The organism is Acinetobacter towneri, from assembly GCF_017498585.1.
GTDB classification, from domain to species: Bacteria; Pseudomonadota; Gammaproteobacteria; order Pseudomonadales; family Moraxellaceae; genus Acinetobacter; species Acinetobacter towneri.
Map to the genome: position 1 here is coordinate 1,324,536 of NZ_CP071766.1, position 21,788 is coordinate 1,346,323.

Genomic DNA, 21,788 nt, shown 5'->3' on the forward strand with positions numbered 1-21,788 from the left:
TGAAGTTATTCAAAAATGAGCAGCTTGTAAGCGCGATTTGTATGTATCAAACGTAGCGAGAATGACGTTAAATTTCAATATATGATGGAATAAACTATTGATTAAATAAAACTTATACTGCTTATTGGTTTTCTTTTATATGAGCTTTTTGCATATAAATATAATAAAACAAGCAATAGTCTGCATAACTAAGTCACTATAATGAAAATCAAATTCTATCTGTGTTATTCGTACACAAGTTTAAGTACATCTGGTGTGATCAATGTCAATAAATCAGGAAAGACTTACTCATCTTAAACAGCTTGAAGCTGAGAGTATTCATATTATCCGTGAAGTTGCAGCCGAGTTTGAAAATCCAGTCATGTTGTATTCGATTGGTAAAGATTCAGCGGTAATGTTGCATTTGGCTTTAAAAGCATTCTATCCAGCGAAACTGCCATTTCCACTGTTACATGTGGATACAGGCTGGAAATTCAAAGACATGATCACTTTCCGTGACAACATGGCAAAACAGCACGGTTTTGACTTGATTGTTCATCAAAATAAAGAAGGGGTAGATGCCAACATTAACCCATTCGATCATGGCAGTTCTAAATATACCGACATCATGAAAACCCAAGGCTTAAAACAAGCTTTAGATAAATACGGTTTTGATGCGGCATTTGGTGGCGCGCGTCGTGATGAGGAAAAATCACGTGCCAAAGAACGTGTTTATTCTTTCCGTGATGCAAAACATCGTTGGGACCCGAAAAATCAGCGTCCTGAATTGTGGAATTTGTATAATGGCAAGGTCAATAAAGGCGAAAGTATTCGTGTGTTCCCATTGTCTAACTGGACTGAATTGGATATTTGGCAATACATTTACCTCGAAAGTATTCCATTAGTACCGTTGTATTTGGCTGCAGAACGTCCTGTCGTTGAGCGTAGCGGCACTTTAATTATGGTCGATGACGAACGCATGCCGTTGCTAGAAGGTGAAGTTCCACAAATGAAATCGGTACGCTTCCGTACTTTAGGTTGTTATCCACTTACGGGTGCAGTCGAATCAGAAGCGAATACCTTGCCTGAAATTATTCAGGAAATGCTATTGGCAACCAGTTCAGAGCGTCAGGGTCGTATGATTGACCACGATGAAGCTGGCTCGATGGAAAAGAAAAAGCAAGAAGGTTACTTCTAATCTCTCCTGAAAAATCTCCCCAAACCCCTCTTTATAAAGAGGGACTTATAAAAAGCGGAGCAAAGCCTCCCTTTATAAAAGGGAGATTTAGAGGGATTAAAGATTAAAAAACCGATTTCTAAAAAATATGTGGAGCTTTGAGCAATGTCTCATCAATCGAATTTAATTAGCCAAGATATTTTGGCGTATTTAAAACAGCACGAAAACAAAGATCTACTGCGCTTTTTAACTTGCGGTAACGTAGACGATGGTAAATCGACATTAATTGGTCGTTTGTTGTATGACTCAAAATTGATTTATGAAGATCAATTACAAGCCGTGACTCGTGACTCGAAAAAAGTCGGCACTACGGGCGATGCACCTGATTTAGCTTTATTGGTCGATGGTTTGCAAGCCGAGCGTGAGCAGGGCATTACCATTGATGTGGCTTATCGTTATTTTTCTACTGAAAAGCGTAAGTTCATCATTGCCGATACACCTGGGCATGAGCAATATACACGTAACATGGCAACAGGTGCATCGACTTGTGACTTGGCGATTATTTTGATTGATGCGCGTTATGGCGTACAAACTCAGACCCGTCGTCATACTTTTATTTCTAGTTTATTGGGCATTAACAATATTGTGGTTGCTATCAATAAAATGGATTTGGTGGATTATTCAGAAGCACGATTTAACGAAATTCAGACGGAATATGCGAACTTTGTGAATCAACTGGGTGATCGTAAACCATCGAATATTATTTTCACGCCAATTTCTGCCTTAAATGGCGATAACGTGGTGAACAAGTCTGAGCATACCCCTTGGTACACAGGCGATACTTTAATGGGAACATTGGAGTCGGTAGAAATTAACCGTAACTCGGCTCAAAATGATTTCCGTTTCCCTGTGCAGTATGTCAACCGTCCAAACCTTGACTTCCGTGGTTTCTGCGGCACGATTGCTTTGGGCGATATTCATGTGGGTGACCGCATTGTGGCATTGCCATCGGGCAAAAGCTCGACAGTAAAAGAGATTGTGACTTTTGATGGCAATCTTGAACATGCAATTGCAGGTCAAGCAGTTACCCTAACACTGAACGATGAAATTGATATTTCACGTGGTAATGTGTTGGTGCGTGAAGATCAAGTGCGTCCTGAAATTTCACGTGCTGTAAATGCCACTGTGGTGTGGATGGCTGATCAGCCACTATCTATTGGCAAGCTGTATAACTTAAAAGTGGGTACACAAACTGTGCCTGCAAAAGTCACAGCCATTCATTACCGTACCAATGTGAATACTTTGGAACAGGTGCAGGTTGAACAGCTTGAACTGAATGCAATTGCCAATGTCACCATCGAATTTGATGCGCCTGTGGTATTTGACCGTTATCAAGACAGTCGTTATACGGGTTCGTTTATTTTCATTGATCGTTTAAATAACGTGACCATTGGCGCAGGTATGGTTGAAGCTTGCGTAGAATGGACTGCACACAGTACACCTGTAACAGCCGAAGACCGTGCTGCACGTTTGGGTCAAAAACCTGCAGCGGTATGTGTACCAAGCCAAGCACTTGAACAGGCACAAGCACTTGAAAGCTTGCTGATTCAGCAGGGTATTGTTGCCATTGCCAAAGCAGGTTTAGATGCTGCGCAGGTTGCATTACTCCGCGAAACGGGCATTGTGGTCATTAGTGATGTAAACAGTGGTGCAGATGCAGAGTTGACTGCGACAGCTACAGAAGAACTGGCAGAAAAAATTATTGCCCTAGTTCGCTTATAAAATTAGATTCGTTTATAAAATCGAATCCACATCCCCAAAAAACCGCTTTCACCTGAAAGCGGTTTTTTTATGTGCGTTCACTATATTGGAAAGTTTGTTTTTTAAGTGTGCTCTAAGGGTTCGCCATTGAGATGTTTGAGCATGGGTGTGAAGTGCCCATAGCTAATTTTTTGAGGTTGTATTTCAAAGCCATTTTTTTCATAAAAACTTAAAGCAGTCTGTGTGCTAAATACACTCATGTGCGATACATTTTTGCGCTTTAAATCGCTTATTGCTTCAAATAACAAGGCTTGACCAATACCGCGTTGTTGTACTTCGGGGGCAATGGCATGTTGTAAAATTTGCCCGCGATCACTCATCATAATAAAGCCAACCACCACATGCTGTAAGACATAGACCCAACAATTGTTGTAATGCAGCAGCATTAAAATATTTTCATAGCTTTTATTTTCTAGCCATGCCTGAATTTTGGCTTCATTGCGTTGATGATCTTGAATACAAGAGCGAATACTGGCGTGTAATACCGCAACCAAATTGGCGACATCTTGAATTTGTGCAGCTCTAATCATCTAGGCTTAGGGTGATAGATAAAAACAAGGCTCTATTGGAAGCGAAAAGTGTTTAAAGAAATAGCAGAAAATTGTTGTGTTTTACTGCGTTATACTGCAGCACAAGTCCTATTTTTAAGGCAATCGGTATCATTGTGTAATTGAGCATTGCACTTTTTAGCGATGCATGGATGGAATCATCTGTTAAAGCATAAGCGTTGAAGCGTGCAGCAGCGAATAGACGCTAAGCCCTGAAATGGTTATACTTTATTGAAACGCCTGAAATAAGAGCGAAGACCAAGATGGCAAAACTATTGTTATGGATTTTGTTGTTGATTGCCGTATATGCAGTCTGGAAAGTCTGGTTCAAAATAAAAATTAATCGTACTTTTCAGCAAAGCTGTCAAGATATTGCCAATATTGCCAATATTGCCAATATTGTCCAAGACCCGATTACCCACAAAGCACCGCGCCCTGTAGAAGAGGTGGTGGAAGAAGTTGCCGAATACGAACAGCAATTATTTGATGATATCGCAGAAATATTTTTAAGCTTAAAAGTATCTAGTCGTGACCCTGAAGATGCCGAAACTATTCAACAAGAAGTGCTGAATAAAATGCCTGCCAAAGCACATACGCAAATTCGTCAGTTAGACTTGGGGGAGTGGTCAATTTACTGGAGTTTTTACGAGCAATCCCTTGAATATTTTGTCGGCAAATACGGAGTTTTTATTACCCATGTAGACCGCTTTGGGCAAGAGCATAAATACAATAATTCAGAGCAGTTTCAAACAGATTGATTTTCATGCCTGATTTTATGTTTATGATTTTACAGAGGTTTCTTGAAAATTAATTGCAGCATCTTCTTGTCAGTTAAGTGTTTGGTTAAATGTTGAGTTTTGCGCTATTTTCCCGAAAAGAGGTATCATGCCTTTTTCTTTTACATAGGCAGCATCAATGTCAGTTTTAGAAATCATTGCTGTGTTGATTAGTGTTTTAGGCGTGACCTTAACCATTAAGCGACATATAGCTTGCTGGGTGGTGAATTTTATTGCCTGTTTGCTGTATGCCTATTTGTTCTTTGAATATCAATTGTATGGCGAAACGGTATTACAAACCCTATTTATGGGCATGGCTGTTTATGGTTTTTTCCAGTGGAAAACTGCACAGCAGCAAAAACAACATATCATCATTCAAAGCTTGCCACTCTCTAAAATGTGGCTGCAAATTGCACTGAGTAGCATACTGGGTTTACTGTTTGGGCTAAGTTTAAAGTGGTGGACGCAGGCTTCACTGCCTTTATTGGATGCACAACTGGCAGTTATGAGTCTATTGGCAACCTATTGGACCAGTCGTAAATACTTGGCTACATGGGTGTTATGGATTGTGGTCGATCTGGTGTATATCGGCATGTTTATTTACAAAGAGTTGCTGTTAACGGCTGTGTTATATGCAGGTTTTGTGGTTCTTGCTTATTTGGGCTGGCGTGAATGGCATAAAATCCGACAACAACATGCGGCACATTCTGCGGTGTGATGGCGTGTAGCGATGAGCAATTTAATTGATTTTAAACAGGCGCAGCTTAAACAATTTGATTTATTGGCATTGGATATTTTAGCGTATCCTGAGCGTTATTTACAGTTTGATTCGATTGCAGATTTTTACCAAGCCCAGTGGTTAGATGATTTCCCCAAAGGGACGACATGGTGTTCCACAGGACTAGATGATGGCGCAGAACATTTTTATGCCAAAATTGAATTTTATGGGCATTATTTAACTATTTATAGCCATGAAACCTATGCCGCTGAATTTGGCATCATTCACACAGAATAGACAAAATAGAGTCAATGACAGCAGGCGGAAAAAACATTTTAATAGCCTGAAAATAAAGTTGTATTTAGGATATAAAACAGCTTATACCCGTTGAGCATCAGCCAAATTATATTGCACGATGATGCTAGACCTACTCCATCAATAAACAAAATAAAAGGAACTCAAATGGCTCATCAATTTACTGTAAACGCCACCATTCATGGCGTTTCAATTGACGAATTTAAGCGTTTAGTGGCAGATGTTGCTTTGCATGAAGCAGTCTGCAAGCGTATTCCTGGTGAAAATTTGGAAATTTTAGAATCTAAAAAGAACGGTGATATTTACACTTTACGCCGTGCTTATAATTTAGATGTGAATATTCCAGATATGGCTAAAAAATTATTAAAAGATGCATTTCGTTTAAAACGCAATGATGTGACCCATTTAACGGCGCTTACTTCTACCGTGGAGCTTGGTGCAAACTTGCCTTTAGAAGCTAAAGGCGAGCGTAGTGTGACAGGCAACCATGAAAAAATTGATATTCAATTAAACTGGACAATTAAGGTTAAAGTGCCATTGATTGGCGGCATGTTGGAAAAACATGCAGAAGGGGAAATCCGTCGTTTCAGTGAGTTGGAAATTGGGATTGTGGAAGATGAACTCAAGAAAAATTTAGCGGCTTAACCCTTCATTTCTACTAGAAAAGATTGCTCTTAAATACATGCTTGGCGCTGCCGTTTTCGGTGGCGCTTTGTTTTTTGGACGTATTGAATTGTGATTGTTGATGCTGGGGTCATTTTACAGTGATCAATTTTTGATTTTTGAAAAAGTTTAGTGCTTGGCTTTATTGCATACAGACTATCGTCTTAATTTATTATTTAAATATAGTATATTTATTATGCTAATATTTTGACCAGATTTAAATTGAGTGTGAGTTCTGCCATGAAATTGATTCAGTTGTTATGTTTATCGGTTTTGCTGACCTTTGCCAGTCTATCTCCAGCAATGGCAGAGAGCAAAAAAGATCCACTTTTTGTCTTGCTTACCAGCAGTGATGCGCACCGCACCAAAATGGCAATTGGCATGAGCAATAACCAATTTGGCAAAGGTCATCCACTGACGATTTATTTGGTCGATCAAGGCGTAATGTTGGCATCTAACCGCTTTGAACATAAATATGCAGAGCATCAGAACATGCTGAAAAGTATTATCGCCAAAGGTGGTGATGTGTATATCTGCAAAATGTGTATGGAGCAGTACGGTGTTGTTGAAGGTGACTTAATGAAAGGTCTGAAATATGCCAATCCAGATGCTATGGGTGAAGCAATTTTCCGTCCAGGCACTCAGACACTGAGCTGGTAATTCGGCTGCTTGAAATGCAAAAGCCTTGTTGAAAAACAGGGCTTTTTTATTGCGGAATTTCTAGCGCATGGCGTATTTTTTTAAACGATAATCCAGTGCAGCGCGGGAAATTCCCAATAAGCGTGCCGCTTCAGATACATTGTGTTTGGCTTTTTGCATCGCGGTGATAATCAGTTGTTGCTCATGCTGTTCTAAATCAAAACCTTCGGTTAAAAGCGTGTCTAAATCTACGCTGTCTTGCTCATCTACAGTATGGTCGCTGTGCATTTGCGGAAACAGGGCATTCAGTTTAATCAGTTGTTGATCTTCCGTCAGTAGTACCGCACGTTCGAGCAGGTTTTCCAGTTCACGAATATTGCCAGGCCACGCATAGCTTTGCATAAAGTTAGTGGCTTTTTCACTGACGCCTTGAATTTGTTTGTCATACATTTTTTCAAAGCGTTTTAAGAAATGTGCAACCAATAATGGTAAATCTTCACGGCGTTCACGCAGCGGTGGAATCTGCACAGGAAAAATGTTTAAACGGTAATATAAATCGGCACGGAAACGACCTGCTTTAACCGCTTGTTCTAAATCTTCATTGGTTGCAGCAATCACGCGAACATCAATATGACGGGTTTGCGAATCTCCAACGCGTTCCACTTCACCTTCTTGTAGCACACGCAGCAAAGCCGCTTGAGCGCGTGGCGAAAGTTCAATCACTTCATCTAAAAAAATAGTACCGCCATGGGCGCGTTCAAATTTACCTAAGCGTGATTGATGTGCACCTGTAAATGCACCTTTTTCAACACCAAACAGTTCAGATTCAATCAGTTCAGGCGGAATTGCCGCACAGTTGACCGCAACAAAAGCATGTTCTTTACGTTGACTGAGTTCATGCACACCACGGGCAAAGGCTTCTTTCCCGACCCCTGTTTCACCTTGCAGCAAAATCGACACTTTTGCACCTGCCGCTTTTTTGAGTAAGTCACACACCCGTTGATAAGCCGCCGATTGTCCGACTGAGCTGAACATGCTGTAGTCATTTTTACTGGTGGCATAAATCGACTTTTTCAGTTCATACAATTCGGCTTGCAGTGCAATGAGTTCCTGTTCCATCGGTTCAGGCGACATGAACTGAATCAGCTCATCGGCATTTTCCCATTCACTGAGTTGTTTACCAATAATACGGCAATGCTCACGCCCGCAGGCTTTACATTCCACTTCCTGATAAATAATGGTCATGCCTGTGGCAAAACTGCTGTAACCGCAAGCATAGCCCAGCAGCATCCAGCAGGAAGGTTCGTGACTCAGTCCAAATTGCTCAACATGCACATCGGCTTCAAAAGAGTTATGCCAGTTTAAGTCTGCATAAAACTGTTTTTTCTTTTGATTTAAAATCAATTGATTGGCAGAAACTTGCACCATGCCACGAATACCGTGCATTTGAGGCCCTGCCATAAAAGCCTGTTCTTCATTTAAACCTGGGCGCATTTTAGTAGTGACTTCTGCATCTTTCAGACCTGCCTGATAGCCCAAACGAATAAAAAAGCGTTTGGTGCGTTCCATTCCAATCATATTGGCAAGGTCTTTACGCAAATAGCCCATGATGCTGGTATGCATCAGCAACATGCGATATTCATCAAACCAGATTTGTCCACGCTCAGTGTCAAAATGTAGTTTGGAAAGCAGGTCGTGAATTTCCTGAGGATGACCTGCATATTTGCCGCTGCTGTCGTATTTTACTCGTACCATGCGCCGTGTTTAATCCATTAAATTCGAGGCTGTTTAGCCATCTTATGCAAATTCGTGAAAATTCAATAATACCTAAACAGCATCATGCCAAACCTTAAAGGTATTTAGTTGTATCTATATGTTTTTGTTGTTTTTATTCCGTCTTTATCATAAGCGAATTGCATAAAGCCCAAGGGTAAATTTTTGTATCTGTACGGGCTGTATTTCATCAAATCATGAAATCTTAAATTTTTTAAACATCAAAATTCATCAAATCATGAAATCCAAATTCTTATAAAAACACTCAGATTTTTTAAGTTGCTGTTTTTCAATGTTTTTATAAAGTTGGCACGCTTGTTGTAATAGTAAAAGTAAGCAACAGATGCATGAAGCAACTGAAGCAAGTTCTGAATGAATCAGATCTTGTAGGAGAACAATATGAAGGATGCAACAGGCGCATTGCCCTTAACCAAATATATTCGGGTAACGGGCGATATTAATGCCGCATTTGTCGAGTTCGACTTTGCCATTCACGATCCCACTTTATATGTGGAGTTGGTGTTACCGCAGCAAGCATTCCGCGAGTTCTGCGCAACCAATCAAGTGGTGGAAATGAGCGAACAACAGCAAGCCGTGAATGATGCTGAAGAAGACAAATGGCGTTACGGCATTGAACACGACACTTTAGTCGGTGCACAGCGATACAACATTGATCATGAAGATCAACACTGAATGCTTAAGGAGATAAGCGATGACTTTAGAAATTAAAACAGCGGGTATTGAGCCAATTCGTCAAAACTATGCCTATATTGAGCGCCGTTTTGGCAACAAGCCAGCCACCCGTTATCAGGAAGTCAGTTTTGATATTCAGGCGGAAACCAACTTTCACTATCGTCCGCTGTGGAAACCTGAAAAAACCTTAAATGATAAAACCCATACTGCAATTGAAATGCAGGATTGGTACGCATTTAAAGACCCGCGTCAGTTTTATTACGGAACTTATGTGCAGCATCGTGCGCGTTTGCAGGACATTGCCGAAAGTAACTTTAGCTTTTTTGAAAAGCGTCAGTTGGCAGAGCATATTTCTGAAGATGTCAAAGCCAAAGTGATTGCCTTGTTTTTGCCGTTTCGTCATATCGAACAGACTGCCAATTTACACATGATGTCGGGCAGTGCTTATGGTTATGGCACGGTGCTGACCCAAGCCTGTATTTATGCTGCGATGGATCGTTTAGGGATGGCGCAGTACATCTCACGGGTTGGTTTGGCACTCGATGGCAACACGGGCGAATCTTTAATTCCAGCCAAACAAGCATGGATGCAGGATGAAGCATGGCAAGGACTGCGCAAGCTGTGTGAAACCAGTTTGATCGAGCAGGACTATTTCAAACTGTTTTTATTACAAAACTTGGTGATTGACAGCTTTATGAGCGAATTGGTTTACACCCAATTTGATCAATGGTTGGCACAGCATCAAGCACGTGACTTGGCGATGCTGATGGAATTTATGCAGGAAGCCATGGCAGATTTACGCAAATGGTCAGACAGCGTATTTAAAACCGCAGCTGCAGAATCTGCACATAACAAACAATTGTTGAGCCAGTGGTTAGCCGAATATTTACCTGAAGTGAAAGCGGCATTTGCAGCGTGGGCAGCTGAGGCGTTGTCTGCAGATGCAGTCGACATTGCAGAACAAAAACTGCTGGAACGCAGTAAAAAAATTGGCATCGAACTCGAACAAATTTTGCAGGCTTAAGGAGAAGCAGCATGTCTAAGGTTTATCTCGCATTACAGGACAATGACACGTCGCGCTACATCATTGAAGCGATTGAAGAAGACAACCCAGATGCCACGATTCAATATCTGCCAGCCATGATTCGGGTAGAAAGCGAAACAGGTCTGATTGTTAAAGCAGAAACGGTATCTGAAAAACTTGGACAAGATTGGGATATTCAGTCTTTACAACTCAACATGATTACGTTGGGCGGCAACGTCGAAGAAGATGATGACAGTTTCCGTTTGCACTGGAACTAGGAATAAGGATGTGCACTGAGCCAATTTGAGTACAGTGCCGCCAGAACATATTGCTGCATAGATTGCCGCAAAAAAATTTAAGGATGATGAGCATGAATTCACAAGTTAAAACCCCAGCAAAAAAACTGAATGCCAAAGACCGTTATCGCGCACTTACTCGTGACTTGGATTGGGACTTTTCTTATGCAGACCGCAAAGAAGCCTTTCCATACGAAGAATTTGAAGGCATTAAAATTACAGACTGGTCTAAATGGGAAGATCCATTCCGTTTAACCATGGATGCTTACTGGAAGTATCAGGCAGAAAAAGAGAAAAAACTTTACGCCATTTTTGATGCTTTTGCACAAAACAACGGTCAAATGAACGTGACCAATGAGCGTTATTTGAATGCCATCAAACTGTTTTTAACTGCGGTAACTCCGCTTGAATATCAGGCATTCCAAGGTTATGCACATGTAGGGCGTCAGTTCAGTGGTGTAGGCGCACGTATCGCATCACAAATGCAGTCGATTGATGAATTACGTCACGTGCAGACGCAAATTCATGCCATGAGCCATTACAACAAATTCTTTGATGGTTTTCAGGATTGGTCGCACATGCATGACCGCGTTTGGTACTTGTCTGTACCAAAATCTTTCTTTGAAGATGCGCGTTCAGCAGGGCCGTTTGAGTTCTTGTTAGCCATTAGCTTTGCCTTTGAATATGTATTGACCAACTTGTTGTTCGTACCGTTCATGTCAGGTGCAGCACACAATGGCGATATGGCAACGGTCACCTTTGGTTTTAGTGCACAGTCCGATGAAGCACGTCACATGACTTTAGGTCTAGAAATCGTGAAATTCTTGTTAGAACAACACGAAGATAACGTGCCAATCGTACAGGAATGGATTGATAAGTGGTTCTGGCGTGGGACTCGTCTGTTATCTATAGTTGGCATGATGATGGACTACATGCTGCCAAACAAAGTGATGTCGTGGAAAGAAGCGTGGGAAACCTACTTTGAAGAAGCGGGCGGTGCGTTATTTAAAGACTTGAGCCGTTACGGTATTCGTATGCCGAAATATTCAGAAGTAATTACCAAAGAAAAAGAACACGTGTCGCATCAAGCGTGGTGGATTTTCTATAACTTCGGTCATGCAGCAGGTTTCCATACTTGGATTCCAACCGATCAGGAAATGGATTGGTTATCTGAAAAATATCCAGACACCTTTGACAAATACTACCGTCCAAAGTGGGAGTTAGCACGCAAGATGGAAGCAGAAGGCAAGCGTTTCTACAGCGCAGGCTTACCGCAATTGTGCCAAATTTGCCAAGTGCCAATGACTTTCACCGAAATGGATGGCGATCCGACCATGTTTACGTATCGTGAGTCTGTTTATAAAGGCGAGCGTTACCACACCTGTTCAGATGGTTGTCACGATATTTTTGAACGTGAACCTGAAAAATATGTGCAGGCATGGTTGCCAGTGAACCAAATTCTACAAGGCAACTGTGGTGGCTTAGATTTGGAAAACATGCTGCGCGAATATTATCGCTTCAATGTCGGTGCAGATAACTTGGATATTGAAGGTTCACCAGACCAGCAACGCTGGAAAAAATGGAAAGGTGATGCGGCTTAACGCTCATTCACTATCTAAAGTAAATATCTAAAATTTAAGTTATTTCAAGATTCAAATTTAAAAGGATTTCGGTTTGAGTCATTTGCGGCTCAAACCACCCCAATACGGAGAATGACCATGTCAGTACGCGCTATTCGCCCAGATTACGACTTTGAACCACGCGACCTACAAAAACACTATGGCGACAACATTTTGGTGTATGTGGGTTGGGATCATCACACTTTATATTGTTCTGCACACGCCATGTTGGTTTCGCCGCAGCAAACCTTTCAGGAATTTTTGGATCAGCAAATGCAGGCGGGTTTCCATCAACATCCTGACTTTGAAAACATTAAATGGGATGAAGTGCAATTTACTTTAAACAAACAGGTAATTCAGCCACGCCCTGAACAGACCTTGGCAGAAATTGGCTTCGATCAAAAATCACTACTGCGTTTTGTGACCCCAGGACTGAATGGGTACAAGGGCGCACACGTTTAAAACAGTAAGATCACAACAAAATAAAGACAGCAAAGCACAGTCAGTAAGTACAAGACAGGAGGTCGCAGATGAGCTATCAAGTCACAATTGAGCCAATTGGCACAACCATTGAGGTTGAAGAAGATCAAACCATTTTAGATGCCGCGTTACGTCAAGGCGTGTGGTTGCCATTTGCTTGTGGGCATGGCACTTGCGGCACTTGTAAAGTCCAAGTCACCGATGGTTATTATGATGTCGGCGAAGCGTCACCTTTCGCGCTGATGGATTTGGAACGTGAAGAACACAAAGTGTTGGCGTGCTGCTGTAAGCCTGAATCAGACATGACCATTGAAGCCGATGTTGATGAAGACCCAGATTTCTTGGGATATTTGGTTCAGGATTATCAGGCCAAAGTCCTTGAGGTAAAGGACTTATCTCCAACCATTAAAGGTGTGCGCTTGCAGTTAGACCGCCCGATGGAGTTTCAGGCAGGGCAATACATTAACGTGCAATTCCCGGGTATTGAAGGCACTCGTGCCTTCTCAATTGCCAATGCACCAAGCGAGCTCGGCATTATTGAATTGCATATTCGTCATGTTGTGGGCGGCAGTGCTACGACCTATGTGCATGAGCAGCTTGCGGCAGGCGACGCACTGGAAATTTCAGGGCCATACGGACAATTCTTTGTACGTAAATCGGATGATCAGGATGCGATTTTTATTGCAGGTGGTTCAGGTTTATCTAGCCCGCAATCTATGATTTTAGACTTACTAGAGTCGGGTGATACCCGCACCATTTACCTATTCCAAGGTGCGCGTGATGTTGCGGAATTATATAACCGAGAACTGTTTGAGCAGTTAGTCAAAGACTATCCAAACTTCCGCTACATTCCTGCATTAAATGCACCTAAAGCAGAAGACCATTGGACAGGATTTACAGGCTATGTGCATGAAGCGGTTGCCGATTATTTTGAGCAGCGTTGCGGTGGACACAAAGCCTATTTATGCGGCCCACCAGTCATGATTGATGCAGCAATTTCGACCTTAATGCAAAGCCGTTTGTTTGAGCGTGATATTCACACTGAACGCTTCTTGAGTGCTGCCGATGGTGCAAGTGGTCAGTCACGTTCAGCATTGTTTAAACATATTTAACACATATTTAAAAGTGGATAGGTGCTGCAATATTGTACTGAGCCTATCGAATTGCAATAGATAAAAAGTTTCCAAGGAAGTCGGTCAGTGTTGAGGCATTTAGCTCAGCACTGACACCATCATCAACACAGTAAGGCAGTGTCAAAAGCCAAAATAGCAATGCGACAACCAGCAAAGCCAAAATAGCCAAGGAGAGTTACATGGACCGTCAACAAATTGATACTTTAGTGAAGGAAATGAACGTAGACACCGCTACACGCCCTGTCGATCAGCGTGTGCAGCAAATAGTGGTGCGTTTAGTGGCAGATTTATTTCAAGCCATTGAAGATTTAGACATTCAGCCTTCAGAAGTGTGGAAAGGTCTGGAATATATTACCGATGCAGGCAAAGCCAATGAACTTGGTTTACTTGCAGCAGGTTTGGGTTTAGAACATTATCTAGATTTACGTGCCGATGAAGCCGATGCCAAAGCAGGCGTAACAGGCGGTACACCACGTACCATTGAAGGGCCACTTTATGTTGCAGGTGCGCCTGAATCAGTCGGTTTTGCGCGTATGGATGATGGTTCAGAATCAGACCATTTAGATACGTTAATTATTGAAGGTACAGTCACTGACACCAATGGCAATATCATTGAAAATGCCAAAGTCGAAGTTTGGCATGCCAACGGTTTAGGTAACTATTCATTCTTTGATAAATCTCAGTCTGACTTTAACTTACGCCGTACTATTTTCAGTGATGCCAATGGTAAATATGTGGCGCAAACGACCATGCCAGTCGGTTATGGCTGCCCACCAGACGGCACGACTCAAGCTTTATTAAACAAACTAGGTCGTCATGGCAACCGTCCATCTCACGTGCATTACTTCATTTCTGCACCAGGTTACCGCAAACTCACTACGCAATTTAACATTGAAGGTGATCAATACCTGTGGGATGACTTCGCATTTGCGACCCGTGAAGGTCTGGTTGCAACAGCGGTAGATGTGACCGATGCTGCAGAAATTCAGCGCCGTGGTTTAGACAAACCATTTAAGCACATCACCTTTAACTTTGAATTAGTCAAAGACACTGCAAATGCACCATCGACTGAAGTTGAACGTCGTCGTGCAAGTGCTTAATCCCACACCTTAAAACACAAAGTTTTAACACGTTCGCCAATACAGCATCAGCAAGTTCTTTGTTGATGCTGCCCTTAAAAGTCGGCTGTTCGCGCATGAATGATTCAGGCGCAGCAGGCAGACTTCATCAAAATTTCTATTGAATAGGATGTTCTATGAATAACAAAATTTGGGCACTCATGCTTTTGGGTGTCATGGCGACACACGTCAATGCAACAGAAAACGGTTTAGATACATTTGGATTAGGCGCAGAAGGCATTGCAGCAGGGGCTTTACCACCAGCTGGGGTATACTTACTCAACTACTATCAGAACTATCATGCCAGTGAGTTTAAAGACGGCCCAGACAATTTCCATGCCGATGTGAATGTCTATATTCCACGTTTGGTATGGATGACCCCCCAACACATTGCAGGCGGTCAGTTGGGTTTATATGCTGCACAGCCTTTGGTCGATTTGCGTTTAAATGTGATGGGCATGTCAGACTCTAACAGTGGTTTGGGCGATTTGATTATTGGCAGCATGTTGGGTTGGCATAAAGGCAATCATCACAGTGTAGCTGCTTTAGAAGGTGTGCTCGCAACAGGCGATTATGAAGATGCCAATCCACAACGTCCTGTAGTTGCCAACTTAGGTAAGAACTACAACACCATTCGTCCTATCTTTGCGTATTCTTATTTGCAGCCGCAAGGTTGGGAGTTTTCCACCAAAATGTCTTATAGCTTCAACAGTGAAAATGACGACACAAATTATCAGTCGGGGGATTATTTCGCTGGAGATTATGCAATCGGTTATCAATTGAATGATCAAGTCAAATTGGCACTCGAAGGTTATGTATTTAAACAAACCACAGATGATGAAGTGAATGGTGTCAGTATTGGCAATAAAGGACAGGCTCTATCTTTTGGTCCCGCGATTCAATACAAACGTGATAATTGGTCTTTGGAAGCAAAGTTTTTGAAAGAAACCGAAGTGGAACATCGTCCTGAAGGACACTCTTCGACTTTGAAATTGGTTTGGGCTTTTTAAAGCCCGAACCTGATTCTGCAGTGTTGCACATCAAGCTATCTTACAAAACAAAGTCAAGTTGAAAGACTTGGCTTTTTTGCAGCATCATTTTTCAAGATGGCTTGCTTCTAATTACGTGCTTCCATAAGTTGAGTTTGGTGGACTGAATTTTTAATCTCTCACGTGTTGCACTTATGCGCTAAGATTAGGCATAGCAACAGGGTGCGTATTGCGAGCAGGAGAGCCATTTTGAATCAAATAATGGATGCCGATGTAATTATTATTGGTGGCGGACAAGCAGCATTGGCCACGGCTTACTTTTTAAAACGGCAAAAAATCAATTTTCTGATCTTGGATAATCAAACGCAGTCGGGCGGTGCGTGGCAACATGCGTGGGATTCTTTACAGCTGTTCTCTCCAAATACATGGAGTTCTTTGTCCGGCTGGTTAATGCCAAAAACCGAACAGGAATATCCGAAACGATTAGAAGTGATTGACTATTTAACAGCGTATGAAACACGCTATCAATTTCCTGTGCTGCGTCCTGTGCAGGTCGAAAAAGTCCTGAAGGAAGGCAATGATTTAATTGTGTGTTCGGCACAGCAAAGCTGGCGAGCCAAAGCCGCTGTGAGTGCTACTGGAACGTGGAGTCAGCCTTTTATTCCTGCTTATACAGGACGCGAACGCTTTTTAGGCACACAAATTCATTCGGCTCATTACCGCAATGCCAATGCTTTTCAGGGCAAAAGAGTCATGATTGTCGGCGGGGGTAACTCAGGCGCACAAATTTTGGCAGAAGTGTCTAAAGTGGCCGAAACTTTTTGGGTTACACAGCAACCGCCAAGTTTTTTAGCCGATGATGTAGATGGACGGGTTTTATTTTTACGTGCCACGGAGCGCTTAAAAGCCCAGCAGGAAGGTCGCAGTATTGAACAACCGATCGGTGGTTTGGGCGATATTGTGATGATTCCAAGTGTCAAAGAAGCACGGCAACGTGATGTATTACATGGTCTGCCGCCATTTGACTATTTAACCGAACATAGTGCAGTTTGGGCAGATGGGCGCGAACAGGAAATTGATGCCATTATTTGGTGCACAGGTTTTAAGGCAGCATTGTCGCATTTACAAAGTTTGAATGTGGTTAATGCACAAGGCACAGTCGATGTGTTAGAAAATCGAGCGTTACAACAGCAAAATTTATGGTTGGTTGGTTATGGCGATTGGACAGGCGCAGCCTCGGCAACTTTAATTGGTGTTTCCCGAACCGCACGGAATGTGGCAGAGCAAATTGCTGCGTATTTGCAGACAACAGCGTAAAGTCATTAACGTGACAAAAACTGTGTTTAAAAAATGAATCATGCAATTTCAGCCATAAAAAAGCCCTCTGTAGAAGAGGGCAAGAGGGTAACTCAAAAAATTAAAGATGCTCAATCATAATAAGGTGACAGTCAGGACTTACTGTTTTGGTAAATCAAACCAAATGAACTGGCTGTCTTCTTTTGCTTCAATCACAGCATTATCAGCAAATAACAAAGCATCGCCCGCTTTAACTGTTTGCTCGCCAATGGTGATTTCACCACGAATTACATGCACATAGTTTACCGCTTGTGTTGCTGTAACTTCTAAACGATGTCCAGTTTCTAAAACAGCTGCTTTTACTTCTGCCTGTTGACGAATGTGCATTGGGGCATTGTCATTCGGGCCGACAATTAAATGCCACTGGTTGGGTGCTGTATTTGGGTCACGTTGAATTTGCTGATACGTCGGCTCTGCATCGCGTACATTCGGCTGAATCCAAATTTGCAGCATGTGTACTTCTTCATCACCATTGTTAATTTCGCTGTGCTGAACGCCTGTACCTGCGCTCATTAACTGCCATTCACCTGCAGTAATATGGCGTTCATTGCCCATGCTGTCGCGGTGGGAAATCGTACCACTTAATACACAAGTCAAAATTTCCATGTTGTCGTGTGGGTGAGTACCAAAACCATTATGTGCGGCAATACGGTCATCGTTAATGACACGTAAGGCACTAACACCCATATATTTCGGGTTATACCAATTACCAAAAGAGAAACTATGTTTGGTGTCTAACCACCCCATTTTCACATGACCACGATCTTCACTACGGTGTAAATAAGCATTCATGATAATGCTCCTATCATTTTTTTAACTTGAACTCATCTTAATCTTTTCACCGCAGCCGACCTAGAGGCGAACTGCAACATGCCGTTCTAAAATTGCAACATGTGTAGATTTTTTGCAGAACCTAGACATTTTAGAGTTTTATCGCGGCATTAAAAAACCCACGTAAAAACGTGGGTCTTTTACGGTTTAAAGCGATCACTGATTATTCAAGGAATTTTACAGTCACGCCAGAACGTACTTTACGACCTAAATCGTTTGCATCCCAGTTGGTTAAACGGATACAACCATGCGACGCCGTTTTTGAAATGGTCGATGGGTTTGGTGTGCCGTGAATACCGAATGATTTTTTACTTAAACCAATCCAGATATTCCCCACAGGGCCGTTAGGGCCTGGTGGTAAAGACAGCGGTTTTAAGTTTTTGCCCTGAATAAAGTTACTTGGTGAATAGCTGTACCATGGGTTTGGTGCAACACCTGTCACTTTATAAGTACCTGTTGGCGATGGAGTATCTGCACTGCCAATGGTTGCTGGGAATGAGCCGACCATTTGGTTTTGTTTGTTGAACAAATACAGTTGTTTTGCACCTTTGTGCGCCACAATCAGGTGAATGTCTTCAGGTAAGTCATTGCGAACGTTGGTCACCAATAACTTTTCACCCACTTTATTAAATGTTGCATTCGGATTTAATTTCTTTAAGAAATTTTCATCCATGTGGAATTTTTCACCTAACATTTCACTTACGCGGGTGTAGTACAAGCCTTTCATTTTGGCTTGTTCTGCATAGTCATGCGGAATAGATTTCGCATAAGGACCTTTTAAGTCCGCTTCAGTAACCGTGTATTCTACAAATGCAGGACGTGAACCTTGACGTGCAACCAACGCATCCCAAGTTTCTTTGGTTAAAATACCCGTTGGGCTAATGCCATTCATTTGCTGGAATGATGCAATTGCTTTTAGGGTGTTCTTACCACTAGTGCCATCAATTGCACCTGGAGAAGCATGTGAATTGTTCAGCATCACGTGTGCACGTGCATACACAGGGAACTGACCTTTACCAATATTTTCATACCAAGTGGCATTATTTAAACCATCTAAAGTCCATGAAGCTTTTGGTGCTGCTGTGTTGGATGTAGCAGTTTGGCTTGCAGAGCTTTTTGTTGGTGCAGTGCCTACATCGGCAGTGGTATCTTCAGTTTTGTGTAGATCATCTAAGGTTTTTGAAGCCTTATTTAAATCATTTTGTTCTTGTTGCGTAATAGCAGTGTCTGTTGCATTTAGATTATTTTGTGCAGCCGATGCTTCTGTCGCTAAAGGATCAATCGGATCTTCAATAGCGGTATTGCTAATCACTTGTGGATTTAACGGTTGTTCAGCAGTAGATGCAGCAAAAGTAGTCCCTGCAAAAATGCAACTTAAACTCATTGCGAGTATTGTGCGAACCAACATGTAATTCAACCTTGAGAATTATTCATTTACATAGATAAAAACTAGCCAAGTATTGCAGAAAAACTAAGGAGATGCAGTAGTTGTTTTGTGTAAATATGCAAGATAACCCCAATTTTACAGTGACTTTTGTTTGTGTGATGTATTTCACATAAACGTAAGCTGAATTTGAACACTTAGAATAGGCTGAAAAGACGAGCAAGAAATGAAGTTATTAAAACTTCAACCTTTTTGATATGATGGCTGCAAGATTGAAAATGAGTTGGGAAAGTAAATGACGACCTTAAAAAATGATCGTTTTCTTCGTGCCTTATTACGTGAGCCAGTAGATTGCACGCCCGTATGGATGATGCGTCAGGCAGGACGTTATTTACCAGAATATCGTGCTACACGTGCGCAGGCAGGAGATTTTCTTTCTCTATGCAAAAATACTGAATTTGCCTGTGAAGTGACTTTACAGCCTTTGCGTCGTTATGAATTAGATGCCGCTATTTTATTTTCAGATATTTTAACTGTACCCGATGCATTAGGCTTAGGTCTGTATTTTGAAGTAGGCGAAGGGCCAAAGTTTCATAAAACGGTGCGTACCGAGCAAGACGTTGCCAATTTACCTAAATTTAATGCCAAGTCAGACTTAGACTATGTCATGAATGCAGTATCGACCATTCGTTCTGCTTTGGGCGGACAAGTGCCTTTAATTGGTTTTTCAGGTAGTCCATGGACTTTGGCAACGTATATGGTTGAAGGTGGTTCAAGCAAAGATTTCCGTTTCACCAAAAACATGATGTACGCACAGCCTGAAGTTTTACATGCACTATTAGACTGTCTGGCCGATGCAGTGACCGAATACTTAAATGCACAAATTGATGCAGGTGCACAGGCAGTACAAATTTTTGACAGTTGGGGCGGTGCATTGGCCCATCGTGAATATCTTGAATTTTCACTCCACTATATGCAGAAAATTGTGTCAGGTCTGCAACGTGAAAAAGATGGACGTAAAATCCCTGTTATTTTATTTACCAAAGGTGGCGGTCAATGGCTGGAGCCAATGATTGCAACAGGTGCAGATGCTTTTGGTCTGGACTGGACAACACCGTTAAATGTCGCACGTCAAACGGTGAGTGGTCGTGCCGCATTGCAAGGTAACTTAGATCCAGCGACTTTATATGGTTCACCTGAAGCAATTGCCAAAGCGACACGTGCGATGCTAGATGATGCCTATGCCAATGGTGAAAAAACAGGTTATGTGGCCAACTTAGGGCATGGCATTACCCAATGGGTAGATCCTGAACGTCCTAAAGTATTTATCGACACGGTTCATGAATACAGTGCCAAATATCTATAATCACGTAATGATATAGATGGATCATTTTTAGATGTATCAGAGTAATTTCAGCTTCGGTCAGGTTGTCAGATCATGTGGATAACATGGTTAAAGTCAGGACTTGAGTTTTCGACTAAGGCAGCTTCGGCTGCCTTATTTGGAATTTTATTGCTGATTGCATTTGCACTCACTGCATCAATGGGTAGCCAGGAATATTTCGGATTTTTCCGTTACGACTATTTATTGTTTTATGCCTTAATTATTCAAGTTTGTCTTTTATATTTAAAACTAGAATCTTGGGCAGAAGCCAAAGTCATCGCTTTGTTTCATATTTTAGCGATGATCATGGAAATTTTTTTAACTCATCCACAAATTGCATCGTGGCAATATCCTCAACCTGCTGTCTTTAAAATTATGACCGTACCGCTTTTTGCAGGCTTTATGTATTCTGCAGTTGGCAGTTTCTTTGCGCGTTCTTTGCGTTTGTATCGGGTATCTTTACGGAATTTGCCGACTTTTAGCAATATGATGGCCTTGGCAGTGTTGTCGTACATCAACTTCATGAGCAAGTTTTTTATCCCCGATATTCGTTATGGCTTGTTTGCGTGGAGCGTTGTGATTTTCTGGAAAACCAAAATTCGTTTTCAATTACAACGGTCTCAATTACAACTGCCAATGTTGCCTGTATTGATGCTTTTGGCTTTTATTATTTGGGTCGCAGAAAACATTAGCACCTTTTATCAAATATGGTTGTATCCAAGTCAGGTCGATGCGTGGCACATGGTCGGCTGGGGCAAACTCGGTTCTTGGTATTTATTGCTGTTACTGAGTCTGGTTCTGGTCATGAAAATTTTGGGTTATCGCGATGCAGAAGGGCAGTGGACACTGAAAACTGAGGATCAACAGCAGCTGTAAATCTAAATGCTATCTTCAACACTAAAATCTATTTTCAAATTTAAGACCAATCTTTAAGCTAAAAACCAATCGACGCTACAAAAATGCACAAAAATAATGCCTGATTTTGTGATAAATGTTTTGCCTTCTGAGTGACATCTCGCTATCTTAAAATAGTGTAATAAAAATTACACATAGCAATAAAGAATAACGATTC

General features: G+C 41.8%; 22 protein-coding genes. 18 read left to right on the forward strand and 4 right to left on the reverse strand.

Annotation, left to right across the window (positions count from 1 at the left end; translation table 11 throughout):
* Window positions 1-268: 268 nt before the first annotated feature.
* Both cysD and cysN read left to right on the forward strand, forming a co-directional pair.
* Window positions 269-1,177 (forward strand): sulfate adenylyltransferase subunit CysD, encoded by a 909-nt coding sequence (gene cysD, locus J4G44_RS06315; protein ID WP_026438300.1) that lies wholly within the window; start codon window positions 269-271, stop codon window positions 1,175-1,177.
* A gap of 144 nt (window positions 1,178-1,321) precedes the next feature.
* Window positions 1,322-2,938 (forward strand): sulfate adenylyltransferase subunit CysN, encoded by a 1,617-nt coding sequence (gene cysN / locus J4G44_RS06320; protein ID WP_096900965.1) that lies wholly within the window; start codon window positions 1,322-1,324, stop codon window positions 2,936-2,938.
* A gap of 101 nt (window positions 2,939-3,039) precedes the next feature.
* Here cysN and J4G44_RS06325 read toward each other — a convergent pair whose 3' ends face one another.
* Window positions 3,040-3,507, reverse strand: coding sequence for a GNAT family N-acetyltransferase (locus J4G44_RS06325; RefSeq protein WP_131261606.1), 468 nt, complete (start codon window positions 3,505-3,507; stop codon window positions 3,040-3,042).
* A gap of 281 nt (window positions 3,508-3,788) precedes the next feature.
* Between J4G44_RS06325 and J4G44_RS06330 the strand changes: the two genes are divergently transcribed.
* The 5 genes from J4G44_RS06330 (at window position 3,789) to J4G44_RS06350 (ending at window position 6,657) form a co-directional block, all read left to right on the forward strand.
* Window positions 3,789-4,283, forward strand: a complete 495-nt coding sequence (locus J4G44_RS06330; protein ID WP_180064433.1) for a hypothetical protein — start codon at window positions 3,789-3,791, stop codon at window positions 4,281-4,283.
* Between the two features lie 157 nt (window positions 4,284-4,440).
* On the forward strand, window positions 4,441-5,019 hold the full coding sequence (gene pnuC, locus J4G44_RS06335; protein ID WP_154320936.1) for a nicotinamide riboside transporter PnuC: 579 nt from the start codon (window positions 4,441-4,443) through the stop codon (window positions 5,017-5,019).
* Between the two features lie 12 nt (window positions 5,020-5,031).
* Entirely contained in the window at window positions 5,032-5,316 is a 285-nt protein-coding gene (locus J4G44_RS06340; protein ID WP_096900962.1) for a hypothetical protein, read from the forward strand.
* A 165-nt stretch (window positions 5,317-5,481) separates the two neighbouring features.
* Window positions 5,482-5,979, forward strand: coding sequence for a DUF2505 family protein (locus J4G44_RS06345; protein ID WP_004971978.1), 498 nt, complete (start codon window positions 5,482-5,484; stop codon window positions 5,977-5,979).
* A gap of 258 nt (window positions 5,980-6,237) precedes the next feature.
* Window positions 6,238-6,657: a DsrE family protein gene (locus tag J4G44_RS06350; protein WP_004971976.1), complete on the forward strand. Its 420-nt coding sequence runs from the start codon at window positions 6,238-6,240 to the stop codon at window positions 6,655-6,657.
* A gap of 60 nt (window positions 6,658-6,717) precedes the next feature.
* Here the strand turns inward: J4G44_RS06350 and mobR are convergent, their stop codons facing one another.
* Entirely contained in the window at window positions 6,718-8,391 is a 1,674-nt protein-coding gene (gene mobR / locus J4G44_RS06355) for a phenol degradation transcriptional regulator MobR (RefSeq protein WP_004971974.1), read from the reverse strand.
* A 417-nt stretch (window positions 8,392-8,808) separates the two neighbouring features.
* Between mobR and J4G44_RS06360 the strand changes: the two genes are divergently transcribed.
* The 9 genes from J4G44_RS06360 to J4G44_RS06400 all read left to right on the forward strand — a co-directional run bounded on the left by J4G44_RS06360 (window position 8,809) and on the right by J4G44_RS06400 (window position 17,078).
* Window positions 8,809-9,102 (forward strand): phenol hydroxylase subunit, encoded by a 294-nt coding sequence (locus J4G44_RS06360; RefSeq protein WP_004971972.1) that lies wholly within the window; start codon window positions 8,809-8,811, stop codon window positions 9,100-9,102.
* Between the two features lie 19 nt (window positions 9,103-9,121).
* The gene (locus tag J4G44_RS06365) at window positions 9,122-10,126 is read left to right on the forward strand and encodes an aromatic/alkene monooxygenase hydroxylase subunit beta (protein ID WP_004971970.1); all 1,005 of its coding nucleotides are present in this window, start codon (window positions 9,122-9,124) and stop codon (window positions 10,124-10,126) included.
* A gap of 11 nt (window positions 10,127-10,137) precedes the next feature.
* On the forward strand, window positions 10,138-10,404 hold the full coding sequence (locus J4G44_RS06370) for an MmoB/DmpM family protein (RefSeq protein WP_004971969.1): 267 nt from the start codon (window positions 10,138-10,140) through the stop codon (window positions 10,402-10,404).
* Window positions 10,405-10,496: 92 nt separating this feature from the next.
* Entirely contained in the window at window positions 10,497-12,023 is a 1,527-nt protein-coding gene (locus J4G44_RS06375) for an aromatic/alkene/methane monooxygenase hydroxylase/oxygenase subunit alpha (protein WP_004971966.1), read from the forward strand.
* A 117-nt stretch (window positions 12,024-12,140) separates the two neighbouring features.
* The gene (locus tag J4G44_RS06380) at window positions 12,141-12,503 is read left to right on the forward strand and encodes a phenol hydroxylase subunit P4 (protein WP_104853300.1); all 363 of its coding nucleotides are present in this window, start codon (window positions 12,141-12,143) and stop codon (window positions 12,501-12,503) included.
* A gap of 68 nt (window positions 12,504-12,571) precedes the next feature.
* On the forward strand, window positions 12,572-13,633 hold the full coding sequence (locus J4G44_RS06385) for an NADH:ubiquinone reductase (Na(+)-transporting) subunit F (RefSeq protein WP_004971960.1): 1,062 nt from the start codon (window positions 12,572-12,574) through the stop codon (window positions 13,631-13,633).
* A 200-nt stretch (window positions 13,634-13,833) separates the two neighbouring features.
* Window positions 13,834-14,754, forward strand: a complete 921-nt coding sequence (gene catA, locus J4G44_RS06390; RefSeq protein WP_004971957.1) for a catechol 1,2-dioxygenase — start codon at window positions 13,834-13,836, stop codon at window positions 14,752-14,754.
* A gap of 155 nt (window positions 14,755-14,909) precedes the next feature.
* Window positions 14,910-15,782, forward strand: a complete 873-nt coding sequence (locus J4G44_RS06395; protein WP_004971953.1) for a SphA family protein — start codon at window positions 14,910-14,912, stop codon at window positions 15,780-15,782.
* Window positions 15,783-16,022: 240 nt separating this feature from the next.
* Window positions 16,023-17,078 carry an ArsO family NAD(P)H-dependent flavin-containing monooxygenase gene (locus J4G44_RS06400; protein ID WP_373424807.1) on the forward strand — a complete coding sequence of 352 codons (1,056 nt, stop codon included), beginning with the start codon at window positions 16,023-16,025 and terminating at the stop codon, window positions 17,076-17,078.
* A gap of 138 nt (window positions 17,079-17,216) precedes the next feature.
* Here J4G44_RS06400 and J4G44_RS06405 read toward each other — a convergent pair whose 3' ends face one another.
* Entirely contained in the window at window positions 17,217-17,909 is a 693-nt protein-coding gene (locus J4G44_RS06405) for a pirin family protein (protein WP_004971950.1), read from the reverse strand.
* 202 nt (window positions 17,910-18,111) lie between these two features.
* Window positions 18,112-19,356 (reverse strand): L,D-transpeptidase family protein, encoded by a 1,245-nt coding sequence (locus tag J4G44_RS06410; protein WP_004971948.1) that lies wholly within the window; start codon window positions 19,354-19,356, stop codon window positions 18,112-18,114.
* A gap of 271 nt (window positions 19,357-19,627) precedes the next feature.
* On the opposite strand from J4G44_RS06410, the gene hemE reads away from it, so the two are divergent.
* Window positions 19,628-20,698 (forward strand): uroporphyrinogen decarboxylase, encoded by a 1,071-nt coding sequence (gene hemE / locus J4G44_RS06415; protein ID WP_104853196.1) that lies wholly within the window; start codon window positions 19,628-19,630, stop codon window positions 20,696-20,698.
* A gap of 72 nt (window positions 20,699-20,770) precedes the next feature.
* Window positions 20,771-21,592 (forward strand): DUF817 family protein, encoded by an 822-nt coding sequence (locus J4G44_RS06420; RefSeq protein WP_179991124.1) that lies wholly within the window; start codon window positions 20,771-20,773, stop codon window positions 21,590-21,592.
* Window positions 21,593-21,788 lie beyond the last annotated feature (196 nt).